At 43.1% G+C, this 17,240-nt stretch carries 7 protein-coding genes; all 7 read left to right on the top strand.

Annotated features, from left to right (window positions below; all coding sequences use genetic code 11):
* The first annotated feature begins 14 nt into the window (after window positions 1-14).
* Complete coding sequence (locus M8998_RS09100; protein WP_249992252.1) at window positions 15-2,408, top strand: ABC transporter permease; 2,394 nt, start codon at window positions 15-17, stop codon at window positions 2,406-2,408.
* 145 nt (window positions 2,409-2,553) lie between these two features.
* Window positions 2,554-4,923 carry an ABC transporter permease gene (locus M8998_RS09105; protein WP_249992253.1) on the top strand — a complete coding sequence of 790 codons (2,370 nt, stop codon included), beginning with the start codon at window positions 2,554-2,556 and terminating at the stop codon, window positions 4,921-4,923.
* Between the two features lie 41 nt (window positions 4,924-4,964).
* Entirely contained in the window at window positions 4,965-7,370 is a 2,406-nt protein-coding gene (locus M8998_RS09110) for an ABC transporter permease (protein WP_249992254.1), read from the top strand.
* 23 nt (window positions 7,371-7,393) lie between these two features.
* The gene (locus M8998_RS09115) at window positions 7,394-9,841 is read left to right on the top strand and encodes an ABC transporter permease (protein WP_249992255.1); all 2,448 of its coding nucleotides are present in this window, start codon (window positions 7,394-7,396) and stop codon (window positions 9,839-9,841) included.
* Between the two features lie 58 nt (window positions 9,842-9,899).
* Complete coding sequence (locus M8998_RS09120) at window positions 9,900-12,245, top strand: ABC transporter permease (RefSeq protein WP_249992256.1); 2,346 nt, start codon at window positions 9,900-9,902, stop codon at window positions 12,243-12,245.
* Window positions 12,246-12,294: 49 nt separating this feature from the next.
* On the top strand, window positions 12,295-14,721 hold the full coding sequence (locus M8998_RS09125; RefSeq protein ID WP_249992257.1) for an ABC transporter permease: 2,427 nt from the start codon (window positions 12,295-12,297) through the stop codon (window positions 14,719-14,721).
* A gap of 110 nt (window positions 14,722-14,831) precedes the next feature.
* Window positions 14,832-17,210, top strand: coding sequence for an ABC transporter permease (locus tag M8998_RS09130; protein WP_249992258.1), 2,379 nt, complete (start codon window positions 14,832-14,834; stop codon window positions 17,208-17,210).
* Window positions 17,211-17,240 lie beyond the last annotated feature (30 nt).

Consider the following 17,240-nt stretch of genomic DNA (forward strand, 5'->3'; position numbering starts at 1 on the left):
TAAAAAGAACCGCGATGACCAATTCCTACTTTAAAACCGCTTGGCGAGCCATTCGTAAAAACAAAGGGTTTACGTTGTTAAATATCTTTGGATTAGCCATGGGCATCACCTGCTTTATGCTGCTGTCGGCTTACCTCGTCCACGAATGGAATTACGATCGTTTTCATCCAAACATCGATCGACTCGCGTGGGTATCTTATGGGTACAAAGGGGATTCGGAAACGGAGTACCAATATATTCCTACTACTCCAACGGCGGTTGCTCCCACCCTAAAAAACGAATTTGCAGAGGTAGAAGAGGCGGTTCGCTTAGCCGAATATTCTGGCGAATCGGTCGTGAAAACAGGTACGCAAACGGTAGTGGAGACCAAATTATTATACGGGGACGAAGGATTTTTCCGTGTACTGAACTATCCTTTTACAGAAGGTACACTACATGATGAATTGTTATCACAGCCGTACCAAATTGTAATCACAGAAAATTTAGCTAAAAAATACTTCCATGATCAGTCTGCTTTAGGGCAGACGCTAGTTATCGATGATCAACCCTGGAAGGTTACCGGTGTGATAGAGAATCCTCCTACCAATACGCGCTTTGCCTTTCATGCCGTCTTATCCAACAAACACCTGAAACGATATCAAGAGCAAGTATGGCATTCGGCGAATGATGTTACGCTGTTATTATTAAACAATGTGAACAGCTTTGGTCCCTTACAAGAGCACGTTACATCCTTTATTGACAAAAGATTTAAAAATTCTCCGGATAAAGCTGCACAAATCAAGGTAAATATCGAAAGGCTAGCCGAGGTCCATTTGTTTTCAGAAGCAGGCCGGGGCAATTTAATGTACATGTATATCTTCGCAGCCTTGGCTGTGGCTATTATTGTACTGGCCAGCGTAAACTTTACCAATTTAATTTTGGCTCGTTCTTCTGAGCGCGCCAAAGAAGTAGGCGTAAAGAAAGTATTGGGTGCTGCTCGTTATGCTATTTTTTACCAATTTCTGTTGGAATGTGCACTGATGATCGGAATAGCGACTGCAATAGCTGTAGTTTGCGCTTGGTTGTTACTTCCTGCATTCAGCCAGTACATTGGTGTGGAGATGCATTTGCACTTTTGGAATCAACCACTATTCTATCTAGCCATTTTGGTATTTACTCTATTCATGTCACTCCTCGGCGGAGGCTGGCCAGCTTGGTTAATATCCAAACTTCGCCCTCTGCAGATATTAAAAGTAAAAGGCGCAACTGCTGGAGAGGGTTTTGGTTCGGGCAAAGTATTAGTCGTCCTGCAATTTTGCATCTCTTTACTCTTTATCACCTGTACTCTTTTTGCTACCCGTCAGCTACAATTTCTACAGGAAACCAATACAGGGCTAAATCGCGAACAAGTAATTATATTAAATGGTAGCGTACTTAAAGACGCGGACCGCACGACGCTGAAGAATAATCTACTCCGTCTCCCTGCTGTAAAAGGGGTAACCGCTTCTTACGACTCTCCTGTCTCAGTACAAGGTGGATATACTGCTTTTGATATAGAAGGCAAAGGCGGCGATTTAGAAATAAGCGTTACGGCCATTCCAATAGAAAAAGATTTTCTGTCTGTGTTTGAAATTCCTATTGTAGCTGGACAAAATCTGACCGACGCAGACATCCTTCGTACACGCGACACCAGTTCTGCTCAAGAGTACCCCTTCATTATTAATAAACTAGCGGCAAATGCGATGGGCTTTGTGCCTGAGGAGGCCATCGGCAAACACATGAACTTAAATGGTCGTTTAGGAAAAATCACCACCGTCGTAGAAAACTTTAATTTCGCCTCTCTGAAAGAAGAAGTGCAGCCGATAGTGCTATTTCCGGAGTACGACTATTTTGGGAATATCTTCATCAAAATAGATCGACATGCTAATATGGCCAGTACATTGGTTGCTATCGGAACCGTCTGGAAAACAATTAAACCAGATATTCCTTTTGAATCGCACTTTCTAGACGAAGACTACGCGGCCCTTTACAAGCATGAGCGCCAAACCGCTAAAATAATGGGGCTATTTTCTGCTATTACGATCTGCATTGCCTGTTTAGGACTATTCGCCTTGTCTGCTTATGCTGCGCAGCGGCGGATTAAAGAAATTGGCATCCGAAAAGTATTGGGAGCGTCTATCGCTCGAATCGTCGCCTTGCTCACCATAGATTTTGTGTCTTTAGTATGCATTGCATTATGCATTAGTATTCCTATAACCTGGTGGATTATGCATCATTGGCTACAGGAGTTTACCTATCGCATCAGCATAGATTGGTGGATGTTCCTCTTGGCAGGCGGAGTAACCATCAGCATTGCATTTCTCACGGTAAGCTTTCAGGCTATTAAAGCTGCGTTAGCGAATCCTGTAGATAGCTTGAGGGATGAGTAAAGATCTCGAGAAATAGTATTTAGTATGGAGATATTAGTATTAAGATATAAGTATTTAGAATACCAAAGGAGGAAAAAAGGATAGTAGCCGTATTAACGCTACCGACCTTCTGAATTTTATGAACCTTAAAAATGGAAAGCTTATTATGGAAAACATCAAAACTGCCTGGCGAAGACTAAAGAACAACAAGTTTTACACGTTCGTCAACATTCTTGGACTTTCGGTAAGCTTGGCAACTGCCATCATGATTATTCTATGGGTTCAGGATGAACGAAGTTTTGATCAATTCCATCCTGATTCCGAGCGCATCTATAAAATAAGCTCTCACATGCAGTTTGGTGATTCGCCCACCGTATGGGAAGGTGCTCCCGGACCAATTGCGCTACTGGCTCGAGCTATTCCTGAGGTAGAAAGTGCATCCAGAGTGACATACAACGCCGGTGGTGTTCTGGAAAATAGGAAAACGAAAGCAAAGTCCTTCGGCAGCAAAGTCGCTTTCGTGGACGAATCCTTCTTTTCCATTTTTAACTTCCCTTTAGTAGAAGGTCAGTCATCTACATTTCTTGCCGATCAACGTCATATCTTGCTTACGCCTAAAATGGCTATCGAGCTGTTCGGCAACGAAGACATCGTCGGCGAAACACTGGAATGGCAAGGCGAACCTTTTACGGTCACTGGAATCGTTGATCATGCTCCGCAAAATTCGAGCATTAATTTCGATGCATTGATACCGCTATCCTATCATGCTGCCCAATTCACCAAAAATGGTGGCAACATGAATTGGAAAACCATCGACGAAGATTTGGGAAATTATGCATTTAATACATATGTGAAATTGCAGTCCGGTGCCGATCACTCCATTGTTAGCGGTAAGATATCTGAAGGATATAAGAAATTAAGGGACGGCGAATCATCTACACTATTTTCCATGGACAGGCTCTCGGAACTACATTTAGTTTCTGCTGACGGAAACAAATCTGCGTTACGTTTAGTACAAGTCTTCACCATCATTATTGTCTTACTGCTCGTTATCGGAGCCATCAATTACGTCAACCTTTCTACTGCACGATCATTGGAGCGTGCCAAAGATGTAGGTATTCGTAAAGTAATCGGAGCCAGCCGAATCCAGTTGTATACTACCTTTGCTCTCGAGACGACGCTTATATTTGCCATCGCACTTTCATTAGCCATAGTATTCGTTTGGGCGCTAATTCCTGGCTACAATAGCATTGCCGGAAAATCGTTGACTTTTTCGCTCGGCAATCTCAATGTCTGGTGGTACATCGGTATGGCTATCGGAGGTACGCTACTTTTGGCGAGTGTCTACCCCGCATTACAACTTACTTCATTTTCTGCGCTTCGATCACTTAAAGGTCAACTCAACAAGCATAGTTCCGCGTCTGTGTTAAGAAAAGGATTGGTGATCTTTCAATTCACGATATCCATCACGCTAATCATCGCTACATTGGTCATTAAAAACCAATTGCACTACATACGCGATAAAAACCTGGGTTACGACAAAGAACAGATATTTACGGTTAATTTAGACTGGGATGCTGTGCAAGCCTATGATGCCATAAGCAACGAACTAGCCACTTCTACCGCTATTCAAAGCACAGCGTTGACCGGTGTGTACAACCTAGCTGACCATGGCGAGGCCACGGGCGATTTAGAATGGGCGGGCAAAAGTGCTGGTGAATCGATTATCGTCACGCAGGCAAACGTAGATAAAAACTTCCTCCCACTACTTAATTTAGAACTTTTGGAAGGACATAATTTCACCGGCCTGCCAAGTGACTCTTCGTCCTTTATCATCAATGAAGCGTTGGCAAAACAAATCGGTCTAAAGTTGCCTTACACTGGGCAAACACTTAATTTCCATGGAATGGATGGTCAAATCATTGGTGTGGTAAAAGATTTCCATTACAAATCGTTGAAGGAGAAAATCGGCCCTATGCTGATGTGGACGCACTGGTATCGTGGGGCACTTTACGTAAAAGCGCAACCAGGCATGGCCGAACAGGCTATTGCGGCTGTAGAGACCCAATACAAAAAATACCCAAGTGATTTTCCGTTTAAATATTCTTTTCTAGATGCGAAGTTTGATGAGTTGTATAAATCAGACAATCGCACCGGTTTACTTTTCAATATATTTTCGGGCATTGCGATCTTTATTTCTGCTTTAGGCCTTTTTGCTCTGACCACCTATTCTGCACAAATTCGTATCAAAGAGATTGGCATTCGAAAAGTACTTGGTGCAAGCGTATTAGGTCTTGTACATTTATTGAGCAAAGAGTTTATTGCCTTGGTTTGTATTTCCATCGTTGTAGCCAGTCCAATCGCCTGGTATTTAATGAATGAATGGTTGAGCAGTTTTTCCTATCGTACCAATGTCAACTTGAGCATATTCGTTATCGGAGGACTAATTGCCATCGTATTAGCTTATCTCACTATTGGATTACGCGCTATCCAAGCGGCAATGGCCAATCCGGTTAAAAGCTTGCGAGATGAATAGAAAAGAATCAACCCCAATTTCAGAACTAAACACCTAAAGTCATGATCAAAAACTATATGAAAATCGCTTGGCGAAATCTTATTAAAAACAAGGGTTATTCGTCGATCAACATCCTTGGTCTAGCTATTGGTCTTGCATGCTGCCTATTGATTGCTTTGTATATTCAAGATGAGCTTTCTTTCGACCATTATCATATAAAGAAAGAGCGAATCTATCGTGTAGTTCACGATTGGAAGGAAAAAGATGGTTCAGAAACACATCAAATTTGGGGGAATGCTCCTGTTGGCGCGGCTCTGAAAGCCGATTTTCCAGAGGTGCAAAAGGTGGTACAATTTTCAGGACAGATCTCTATCTTACTGAAGCACGGCGAAAAAGCGTTTCAAGAGGAAAATATTTTCTGCATGGACTCCACAGCTTTCGACGTATTCAGTTGGCAATTTCTCGCTGGCGATCCGCATACGTCGCTAACGGCACCATACTCTATTGTATTGACCGAAAAGCTTTCAAAAAAATACTTCGGAGATACCAATCCGATCGGTCAAACGTTGGAAGGTGGTGTGACCGGCGGCCGTGCTGCGCCGGGCACATATACCGTTACTGCCGTTATCGAAGATCTTCCGTCTAATTCTCACTTCTCGTTCGATGCTTTACTCTCCATGAGTTCTTTTCGGCAGTCGTGGTCAGAAGTATTTGACACATGGGAGTACGTCGATTTTTACACCTACCTGTTACTACCGGAAGACTACGAAATCCAGAAACTGGAAAAACAACTTCCGGATTTCATTGCGCGACATCACGCCTCACAAGAGGGTAAATACAGCATTCATCTTGAACCTATGCTGGGCGCGTATCTAAACTCAAAAGCAGATCGGCAACCCGGGCCAGTAGGCAGCATGCAAAATATCTATATTTTCGTCGTTATCGGTGCTTTCATCCTATGTATTGCCTGCGTCAACTTTATGAATCTTGCGACCTCCCGATCAATGGAACGTGCAAAGGAAGTTGGAGTTCGCAAGGTAGTAGGCGCCAGCAGAAAAGACCTCGTCTTGCAGTTTATGAGCGAATCCTTATTGCTGGTGCTCTTCGCGAGTATATCGGGTGTAATACTGGTACTCTGTCTATTTCCTTTTATGAGCATGTTTGTTGGAAAAAACTTCGATCTTTCCAGTTTATTCAACCTCACTACCCTGATCTTCTTTATCGTCATCGTGTCAACGACAGCCCTTGTCGCAGCTAGCTATCCTGCATTTGTATTGGCTAATTTCAAACCCGTCAAGGTTTTTAAAGGCTCTTCCGGGGCAACTTCTGGCAGCGTTTGGCTAAGAAAAGGATTGGTGGTTTTCCAGTTCGGTTTGTCAATCGCCTTGATCGCTGGCACGTATATCGTGTTTTCACAGTTGGGTCACTTACAGCAAAAGGATCTTGGGTTTGAGAAAACGCAAATGTTGGTCGTTGATTTCAATTACGATAATCAAGTTTTGCAGAATTTGGAAGCTATAAAGCAAACTTTTGCTCAGCAGAAGGATGTGGTGTCGGTTTCCTCGTCGCGCAGCATACCTGGCTCCTACTTCCCAGACGCAGGCACAGCAATAGAGTTGCCCGACGGGGAGATGAAAGTATTTATTCAATCCATATTTGAGGTCGATGTTGACTTTATACCGAACTATGAAATTCAGATGGCGGCTGGTCGTCCTTATTCCAGAGAATTCCCGGTAGATACTATACATTCATTGGTCATCAACGAAGCGGCGGCCAAGCTTTGGGGCTATTCCGATCCAGAAAAGATTATTGGCAAACGCTTTGCCCAATGGGATCGCGAAGGACAGGTCATAGGTGTTGTAAAAGACTTTAACTACCTATCTCTTCATCAAAAGATAGAAGCACTTACTTTACGGTTGGAACCTCGAAGCAGTAAGTTCATAACGCTTAAAATCCGAAATGCAGGCGCGTCAGAAACGCTCGCCAAACTGGCCGACATTTGGACTAGCGTAGCTCCACACCGTCCTTTTCTATATAGTTTCTTAGACGATAGCTTTAATCGCCAATATGAAGCAGATTATCGCTTTAGACGATTATTCTCCGCTTTCTCTGGGCTTGCACTTTTTATCGCATGTCTCGGACTGCTGGGATTGGCGGCCTACACTGCGCAGCAACGGACAAAAGAAATAGGTGTACGTAAGGTATTGGGTGCGTCCACATTTAGTATCGTAAGCTTGCTATCCATCGATTTCTTGCAACTAGTTACCATCTCCATATTTATTGCGGGTCCATTTGCCTGGTGGGCGATGAATAAATGGCTGGAAGACTTTGCTTACCGCATCGAGATTCAATGGTGGATGTTTGCATTGGCGGGCTTAGCCGCCTTAATTATCGCCTTACTAACGGTAAGCGGGCAGGCGATCCGTGCAGCGCTTGCCAATCCGGTAAATAGCCTGCGGGATGAGTAACCTATTATTTTAGAAAAAAAATTATGAATACACACCACTTAAAAACTACGCTCCGATATCTCTGGAGAAGCAAACTGTTCACGTTGTTGAATGTATTGGGTTTAGCGATAGGAATCAGCGCCTGCTGGATTATCTATCAGATAGCGGATTATGAGCATAGTTTTGATAAAAATATACCGGAAGCAGATCGGATCTATCAGGTTATCAGTCTGGATCAAGAGGAGGGTGAGACGGAGATAAGCGGATTTGGCGGCGTATCTCAACCTGCGGTCAATTTGCTACTTCATGAAACAAGTGGAGTCGAATTGGTGGTTCCGATGTTTTATCGCTATCACAATAGCGTAAAAATACCGAATGAAAGGACAAATAAACCGAAAGAATTTGATGTTGAGTTGGCTCACGTAACCACTTTGCCGGAGTATTTCGACATGATCGAATATCGCTGGTTGGCTGGAGACAAGAAGACTGCACTGGATGCGCCAGATAAGATTGTCCTTACCACGAGCAAGGCTAAAGAGTATTTCGGAAAATTGCCGGCGGCAGAAATTTTAGGTCGAACGATTATTTATGATGATACCGTTTCTTTCCAAATTTCTGGTGTGGTCGCTAATTTAGATTACGCCAATAGCTTCAATCATGACAATCTGGAATTTCGTCGTGTATCGGATGCTGATCTGAATAACGATTGGTGGACCAGTAAAAGTTCTTCTGACCTGATTTTCTTCAAAACAATGAGGGGGACAAGTCCTGCACCAATTATGGCGCATTTAAACACAGTACATCGAGATCATTCAGCAGAAATCTTTAAAAAATATCAGTACGAAAGCTGGTATGAGGCTTTGCCTTTAGCGGAAAAACATTTCGCGGGGACAGAATTTAGCGCACAAACACGGGTGGCAAGCAAAACTACGTTGTACGGTCTAATGGCTGTAGGCGGATTCTTACTGTTACTTGCCTGCATCAACTACATCAACCTAAGCACGGCATTGCTTCCGCAGCGAGCGAAAGAGATCGGTGTACACAAGACATTGGGTAGTACGCCTAAGCACCTAGTCTATCGATTCATCGTCGAGACTTTTATAGTTACCCTCCTGGCGGCTGCTTTTTCTATAGTCTTGACCTTCGTCGCGAGCAAGGTTTTTGAACCGTTTTTACCTGAGGGCATGTTTGAGCATATCCATTATGCACGCATGATCGTATTTATTCTTGTGCTTATCCTAACGATCTCCATTATATCAGGACTTTACCCTGCATTTCTCTCTACACAAATACAGACAGTCAAAATTCTGAAAGGACAAACGGAAAAGTTGGTGGGACGCGGGGGGCTATCCTTTCGCAAAGGACTGATCGTATTTCAATTTTTGGTTGCTCAAGTATTTGTCATCTGTGCTGTGATCATTGGCCAGCAACTTTATTTTTCGATACACAGTGATTTGGGGTTTGACAAGGATGCCATTCTTACCGTAGATGTGCCCTATAAAGTATACAACCAAGCTGTTAACAAAGGAAAAGAAACCATACTTAAAAACGAATTGACGCAGGTTCCCTCTCTTCGCGGTGTATCATTAGGCGACAAGCCCATGCATAATAAAATGTTAATGAGTGGATATATTCATCGCCAGGACACGACCGAAGTAGAACAGTCATTATTGATTAAATACATTGATACAGCCTATCTCAATCTTTACGGCATGGAATTGCTGGCAGGAAGAAATATACACTATTCAGACACCGTCAGTGAATTGATCATCACCGAGAAAGCACTAGAAGGGTACGGCTTTGATACACCACAAGAAGCCATTGGGCAATTGTTATTTACGCACAATAAAGCTAAAGCCTACCCTATCGTTGGGGTAGTGACAGATTTTCATCAATTCGGCGTACAGACAGAAATATACCCCACAACGCTTTATTCAAGAAAGGAGTCATTGCATGCTTTTAACATTAAATTGCCGCGTGATTCAAAACAATGGCCTGCGGCAATTGAACAAATCGAGACCGCTTGGAATCGCGTGTATACCGATGTACCGTTCTCATACAAATTTTATGATGAGGTGATCGCCTCATTGTATGAGTCGGAAAGAAATACGCAAACCTTAGTCAATGCCGCTACAGGCATCACGATATTTATCAGTTGCCTTGGTCTGTTTGGCCTCGCTACGCTAACCGCGCTTCAACGCACGAAAGAAATTGGCATTCGCAAAGTACTGGGTGCTTCCGTATCAGGCATTGTAGCCTTGCTTTCCAAAGATTTTGTCAAGCTAGTACTAATTTCTATCGTAATCGCGTCTCCGATCGCCTGGTGGGCGATGAATAAATGGCTGGAAGACTTTGCTTACCGCATTGAGATTCAATGGTGGATGTTTGCATTGGCGGACTTAGCCGCCTTAATTATCGCCTTACTAACGGTAAGCGGGCAGGCGATCCGTGCAGCGCTTGCAAATCCGGTAAATAGCCTGCGGGATGAGTGAAGAAGGGGGAGAATTTAATGATTTGGGAATTTGATGATTAATATTTAGTGCTAAAAACATGATTAAGAACTACATAAAATCCGCTTTACGCAATCTTTGGAAAAACAAAGGGTTTGCAGCGATCAATGTTCTAGGGTTGGCGATAGGCCTTACTGCGACCTTGTTAATTGCTTTATGGGTGCAACATCAGTTTCGCTACGATAGCTTTCATCGCGACCAATCCGAGATTTACAAACTATGGACCAGTTTTACGGAAGGTGGTGCGCATGATGTAACCTCTTATCCCGCGGCAGATGCACTAGTAGCACAATACCCAGAGGTGGCTGCGGCCGCTCGTGTCTACTGGCCGGCTGAAACACTACTGAAAGCAGAAGACAGAGAAAGTATTAAAGTAATCGGTAACGGAGTGGATCCGACGTTCTTAGAGGTATTTGATTTTCCATTGCTTCAGGGACAAGGCAGCGATGCACTGAAGCAAAAATCTAGTATAGTGATCACACAAAGTTTAGCAAAGAGTCTCTTTAAAGATGACGAGCCTATTGGTAAGACGATTATAGTGGACAATAAAAATCCGCATGTGGTGACTGCTGTATTAGCTGATTTACCGGCTTACACCCATTTTACCTTTTCATTTCTTATTCCGCTGGAAAATGACCCTTCCAATTGGAATACCTTCACCTACAATACGTATGTCCGACTGAAGAAGCATGTCGATCTATCTCCCCTGAATGCAAAAATAGCGTCATTGCTATCCACCGAAGCGCCTGATTTAAAGAACTTGTATCACTTCCTCTATCCCCTGTCCAAACAACATTTACATGGGAAGTTTGAAAACGGTGTGCCCGTAGGAGGAAAAATTGAAGAGGTACGTCTGGTGGGTATCATTGGCCTTTTAATCTTGGTGGTCGCCGGAATAAACTTTGTGAATCTGAGCACCGCTCGCGGTCAAAAACGTGCTAAAGAGGTAGGCGTTCGAAAGGTAATCGGCGCTAAAAAAGGAAATTTAATTGGACAATTTCTGACAGAATCGATGCTTATATGCCTAGCTGCTGGATTATTTGCCGTATTGCTTGGTATCTTATTTTTGCCAGTTTTTAATCATCTATTAAATACGCAATTGACTATTTCGGGGACAGGCTATGCAATTTGGTTAGCTCTGTTTACATTTGTTCTGGCCACCGGGCTATTTGCCGGAATATATCCCGCATTCGTACTATCCTCCTTCAAGCCAATAAAAAGCCTGCAAGGGCTTCGCGCTATTCCACTATCGCGTTTCAATATGCGTAGCGTATTAGTCGTACTTCAATTTAGCATTGCGATGATCTTGATAATCTCCACTCTGGTGGTGCGCATGCAAATTAAGCATGCCAGCGAACGAAATGCAGGATATGAGACTTCGCAATTATTAGAAATCGCATTGGAAGGAGATGCTGGCGAGCGCTACGAATTGATCAAAGACGAGTTATTGAGCAGCGGAATGATAACGGGCGTTACCCGCACTGGAACAACAATAACGCAGAATGGATCGTCTTCTTCCGGGAATTTTTCCTGGCCTGGAGCCACGCCTGAACAATCCAAAAACACCACTTTCCGAGTGATTCGTTCGCAAGCCGATATGATTCCAACATTAGGACTGAAATTAATAGACGGCAGAGACATTCAATATCCACAACTTGCCGCAGATAGCAATGCGATTTTATTAAATGAAGCTGCTATAAAAATGATGGGGCTGGAAAACCCCATTGGCCAACCCTTCAATTGGGGCGACTCGAACTTTGTGATTACCGGTGTGGTTTCCGATTTCATTACAGGATCTCCCTATGATGATGTAGCGCCATTAATGATTTATGCTTCCAATGACTGGATGTTTAATATGATTGTACGGACAGACGGACGGCATAGTACGACAGACCGGCTGGTTCAATTAGAGCATACACTTAAAAAGTATAATCCGGCCTATCCCTTTAATTATCGTTTTGTCGATGAACGTTATGCCGAAAAGTTTAAAGATCAGAAACAAACCGCTTCCCTGTCTTTAACATTTTCCCTGTTAGCGATTTTCCTTTCCTGCTTGGGCTTATTCGGCATGATCGCTTACGTGGCCGAAACCAAGGTAAAAGAAATCGGCGTACGCAAAGTATTGGGGGCTTCCGTATCAAGTATCGCCACCTTGCTATCCAAAGATTTCTTAAAAGTGGTTTTCCTTGCTATCCTTATCGCATCTCCGATTGCTTGGTGGGCGATGAACAAATGGCTGCAAGACTTTGCCTACCGCATTGAGATGCAATGGTGGATGTTTGCCTTAGCGGGCTTTATCTCCGTTTCAGTGGCATTGGCAACAGTTAGTTATCAGGCGATAAGAGCAGCACTGGCCAACCCCGTAAATAGTTTGCGAGATGAATAATAATAATAATAATAATAACACCTATTAACCTTTACAAGAAATCCTACCTATGATGAGACATAACATTAAAATGACGCTTCGGTATCTTTGGCGAAACCGACTCTTTACCTCCCTTAATGTAATTGGCCTATCCATTGGCATCAGCGCCTGTTGGTTGGTATTTAGCATTGTACAACATGAGCTTTCCTTCGATAAGAACATCCCCGAATATAAAAATGTATACCAAATTGTCATGCACGGCAAAGAACATGGGGAAGAAACGGGACTTGCTGGGGTACCACTTGGTCTAGCTCCACTAATGGAAGACCAAGCACTAAATGATGCGCTCGTTGTACCCATCTACAGTAATTATTTTGAACGGCTATCAACCCTGCAAAGCGACCGCGACGAAACGGTCATTTTGGAAGAAGCTGAAGACGTAGTAAGTACACGAAGCAGCTATTTTGATCTACTACCTTATCAATGGTTATCTGGAAACACTCATAACGCATTTTCGAATCCGCACAGTATGGTGTTGACAGAGAGCAAAGCAAAAGAGTTTTTCCCAAAGGATGACCCTTCAGCCTTGTCTGGCAGGGTAATTCTGGCCGATACCGTGCAGTATGTTATCTCTGGAGTTGTCAAAGACCTCCCATTCCCAAGCAGTTTTCCCGCGAAAATATTTATGCCTATGGCAGATCAGGAATGGATCGACCAAGGTTGGACAAACATGAACTCAAATCATACTGTATTTGTCAAAACAAGTAATAAGGCTTCTTTGGATTTTCTATTAAAAGTGGGACAAACACGCTATCAAGAACTTGCTGGAGAAATGCATGCAAAAATGGGATTAAAAGCGAATTTTATTTCTTTCCCTTTGCAAGAGAAACATTTTGAACCGCAATACGACACTCACGGATTGGTGGTGGAAAAAAAAGTAATCTATGGTCTGATTGCCATAGGAGGTTTTTTATTGACGTTGGCTTGTATCAACTACATCAACTTGAGTACTGCACAGGTACCACAACGCGCAAAGGAGATCGGCATCCGCAAAACGCTCGGCGCAAGACCTACGGTATTAACCTTCAACTTTCTGATAGAAACCTTTTGTATCTCTTTATTGTCGCTCCTACTATCCTGGCCGATGGTGGTTGCCTTTCGTCATTTGTATCCAGAGTTTTTACCTGCAGCGATAGAAACCTACAGCAATCTCTGGACTATTGCCCTATTTCTTCTTGGTCTTATCCTACTTATAACCGCTTTTGCAGGGCTTTATCCATCGTACTTAATCAATAAGTTACGTGCCATAGAAACCTTAAAAGGTAAGTTGGAAACACGTATTCAAGGCACTCGCTTAACGTTACGCAAAGGGCTTATTGTCTTTCAATTCATTATTGCTCAATTCTTTATCGTTGGTGCGCTAATTATGGCGTATCAACTGAACTATACGCTTACGAAAGATCTGGGCTTTTCGCACGACGCAGTAGTCACCGTACGCATGCCGTACAAATCGTACCAGAACGCCGATGTGGATCCATTGTTATATAAGCAGGCCTTACAAAAACATCCAGAGGTAGTTCAAATCGCTCAGGGGCACGAGCCCCAAAACCAAAATCATTGGGGGAATATGTATGATTTCGCAGCTGACACTGGTCGGATCCAATTGGCCTCTCCTCGAAAATATATTGATCATGATTTTTTAGACCTATACGAGATTGAATTGTTAGCTGGCCGCAATTTGCAGCAAACAGACACAATGCGCGATGTCTTAATCAGTGAGGCCGGTGTTAAAGCCTTGGGCTTGAAGTCTCCAGAGCAGGCGATTGGTCAACACCTCCTGCAAGGCGAAAATATCTCATTTCCTATAGTAGGTGTATTCAAGGACTTCCACCAAAAATCGTTACGCGCTAAGATTGAACCCCTACTATTGGTATCCTCGAATCAGTCTGGTCAGTTACAAACCTTTCATATTAAACTTCCGAAAGACAGAACTCAATGGCAAAAAACTTTTGCTGTGATGGAGCGAGAATGGAAACAACTTTATCCAAATGCGCCTTTCGGATATCAATTTGCCGATGAGAAGATTAAAAATTTATATGAGCGTGAGCATCGAACGGCAAAATTGATTGATTTAGCGACTGGTGTAACCATTTTTATCAGTTGTTTAGGCCTTTTTGGATTAGCGACCTTAACGGCATTTCAACGCACCAAAGAGATTGGCATACGTAAGGTACTCGGCGCCTCTGTGGCAGGCATTGTCAGCTTACTATCAAAAGATTTTGTAAAGATTGTGTTGATAGCCATACTAATTGCTTCACCAATTGCCTGGTGGGCGATGAACAAATGGCTGGAAGATTTTGCCTACCGCATCGAAATCCAATGGTGGATGTTTGCTTTGGCAGGCTTGCTGGCAGTACTGGTGGCCTTAGCGACTGTTAGTTACCAAGCGATACGAGTCGCGATAGCCAATCCTGTGGATAGCCTACGGGATGAATAATGGAGGGATATAAACGAAAAATATGCGGTTAGTTTTTGTAGAATCTTAACGAGAATCAGATGATTGGAAATCACTTTAAAATGGCTTGGCGAAGTCTAAAAAAGCAAAAAATGCTTACATTAATTAATGTCGTGGGGTTAGCCATAGGCTTAGTCAGCTTTTTGCTGATTTGCTTATATGTTATGGACGAATGGCAGTACGATCTACATCATAAAAACGCTAATCGTATTTATCGGATTAATAGTGACTTAAAAATTGGCGGTTCAGATCTACATTTAGCGACTTGTAGTGACCCAATGGGTCCCACCTTAAAAAGCGAATATCCACAGGTAGAGAATTTCGTGCGATTTTACACACCCAGTCGGTCAAAACTTTTCAGGCAAGGAAGTAATTTCGTGGAAGAAACGGCCACTATATATGCAGATTCTACTTTACTGGATATTTTCTCCATTCCCTTGTTATCAGGTAATACGGCCACCACGCTTCGAGAGCCGAATACGGTAATCATCAGTGCATCATCTGCAAAAAAATACTTCGGATCTACAGAAGTACTTGGAAAATCTATAGAAACGAACGATCCAGCACATCCATTGCATCGAATTACCGCGGTGTTCGAAGATATGCCACGAACCTCGCACTTCCATTTTGACTTTATCTTTCCCATGTTAGATATAAGCTATCCATGGGGCAATTTTTTGAGCCATAATTTCCAAACCTACGTGCTATTGCGTGATGGCACTGACTATCAGAAATTTCAGGACAATTTCTCGCAAGTGATCCAAAAACATATCGTCCCTCAGGCACAGCAGCTCATGGATATTTCTTCGATGGAGGAATTTGAACGGACCGGCAACAAACTGGATTATTCATTCATGCCGCTCACCGACATTCACTTGCAATCCAATCGACACCCCGAGCTGGGGCAAAACGGGGATATAAAATACGTGTGGATGTTTTCCCTAGTGGCTATTTTCATACTGGTTTTAGCCTGTGTAAATTTCACGAATTTGACCATTGCACAGGCAACCTCACGATCAAAAGAGGTCTCAATTCAAAAAATATTGGGTAGCAAAAAGAAACGCTTAATCATACAGTTTCTAATCGAGTCAATTCTCGTGATTAGTATTTCCTTTGTCATAGCCCTTGTTGCTGCCCCCATTGCCCTTACCGCATTTAATACACTCTCTGGAAAAATGCTACAGACGGTTGATCTCTTCCGACCACAACTACTAGTTCCCTTTATGCTGTTTACAGTTATCGCTGGTATACTGGCGGGGCTATATCCAGCACTCTTCCTATCGGCTTTTAATCCTATAGCGGCGCTTAAAGGAAAAGTAGGTGGGAGAAGGCGCAAGCATAGTTTTAGAAACTCACTGGTTATCTTCCAGTTTATCACCTCTATTGTTCTTATCTGTGCAACTATCGTAATTTATCAGCAATTGCACTTTATTCAACAGAAAAAAATAGGTTTTGATAAAGAGCAAGTATTGATTGTAAATAATACAAATGCTTTAGGAACTAATGCAGAAACATTCCGCCATACGGTATCTGAAATGAGTGCCGTAGAATCCGCCAGCTTTGCTGGTTACCTACCCGTTGCCAATTCGGCAAGAAGTGACATGCCATTCTCTAGAAATATGACTTCGAATGATGAAAGTGTGTTCAATGCACAGATTTGGAACATTGACTACAACTACATCCCTACATTGGGAATGACAATGACTCAAGGACGAAATTTTTCACCAGCCCTCGGGTCTGACTCTACCGGTATTATTATCAACGAAACCGCGGCAAAACTATTTGGTAGTCTTGATCCCCTTGGAGAAAAGATGTATATGTTAGATACAGATGGCTCAGCAACTACCTATACTATTTTGGGAGTGATAGAAGACTTTCACTACAGCTCATTACGTGAGCAAGTGGGTCCGCTTTGCATGCGCTTAGGCTACAATCGCGGAGCGAGCGCTTTCCGGATAGCTGCTTCAGAAGTGACCGAAACACTAAAGCAGATTAATACAAAATGGGGGTCTCTTTCTGCAACGATGCCATTTAGCTACTATTTCTTAGACGACGCCTTTGATAGCATATATCGTACTGAACAACGAGTGGGCGCTGTTGCACTGACGTTTTCTGTTCTGGCGATCCTAATCGCTTGCTTAGGCTTACTAGGACTCACCACTTTTATCGTGAAAAATCGGGTTAAAGAAATCGGCATACGTAAGGTATTAGGAGCTTCCGGGTCAGGCATAGTGACGATGTTGTCTAAGGATTTTCTGAAAGTCGTACTAATCGCTATCCTTATAGCCTCCCCTATTGCCTGGTGGGCGATGAACAAATGGTTAGAAGATTTTGCGTACCGCATCGAGATCCAATGGTGGATGTTTGCTATCGCTGGCCTATTAGCTGTGCTGGTGGCATTGGCAACTATTAGCTACCAAGCGATCCGAGCCGCAATAGCGAATCCTGTCGATAGTTTGCGAGACGAGTAATTTATGCTGATAAAAAAGTTATTTAACCAA

It is taken from the genome of Sphingobacterium sp. lm-10, assembly GCF_023554555.1.
Taxonomy (GTDB): domain Bacteria; phylum Bacteroidota; class Bacteroidia; order Sphingobacteriales; family Sphingobacteriaceae; genus Sphingobacterium.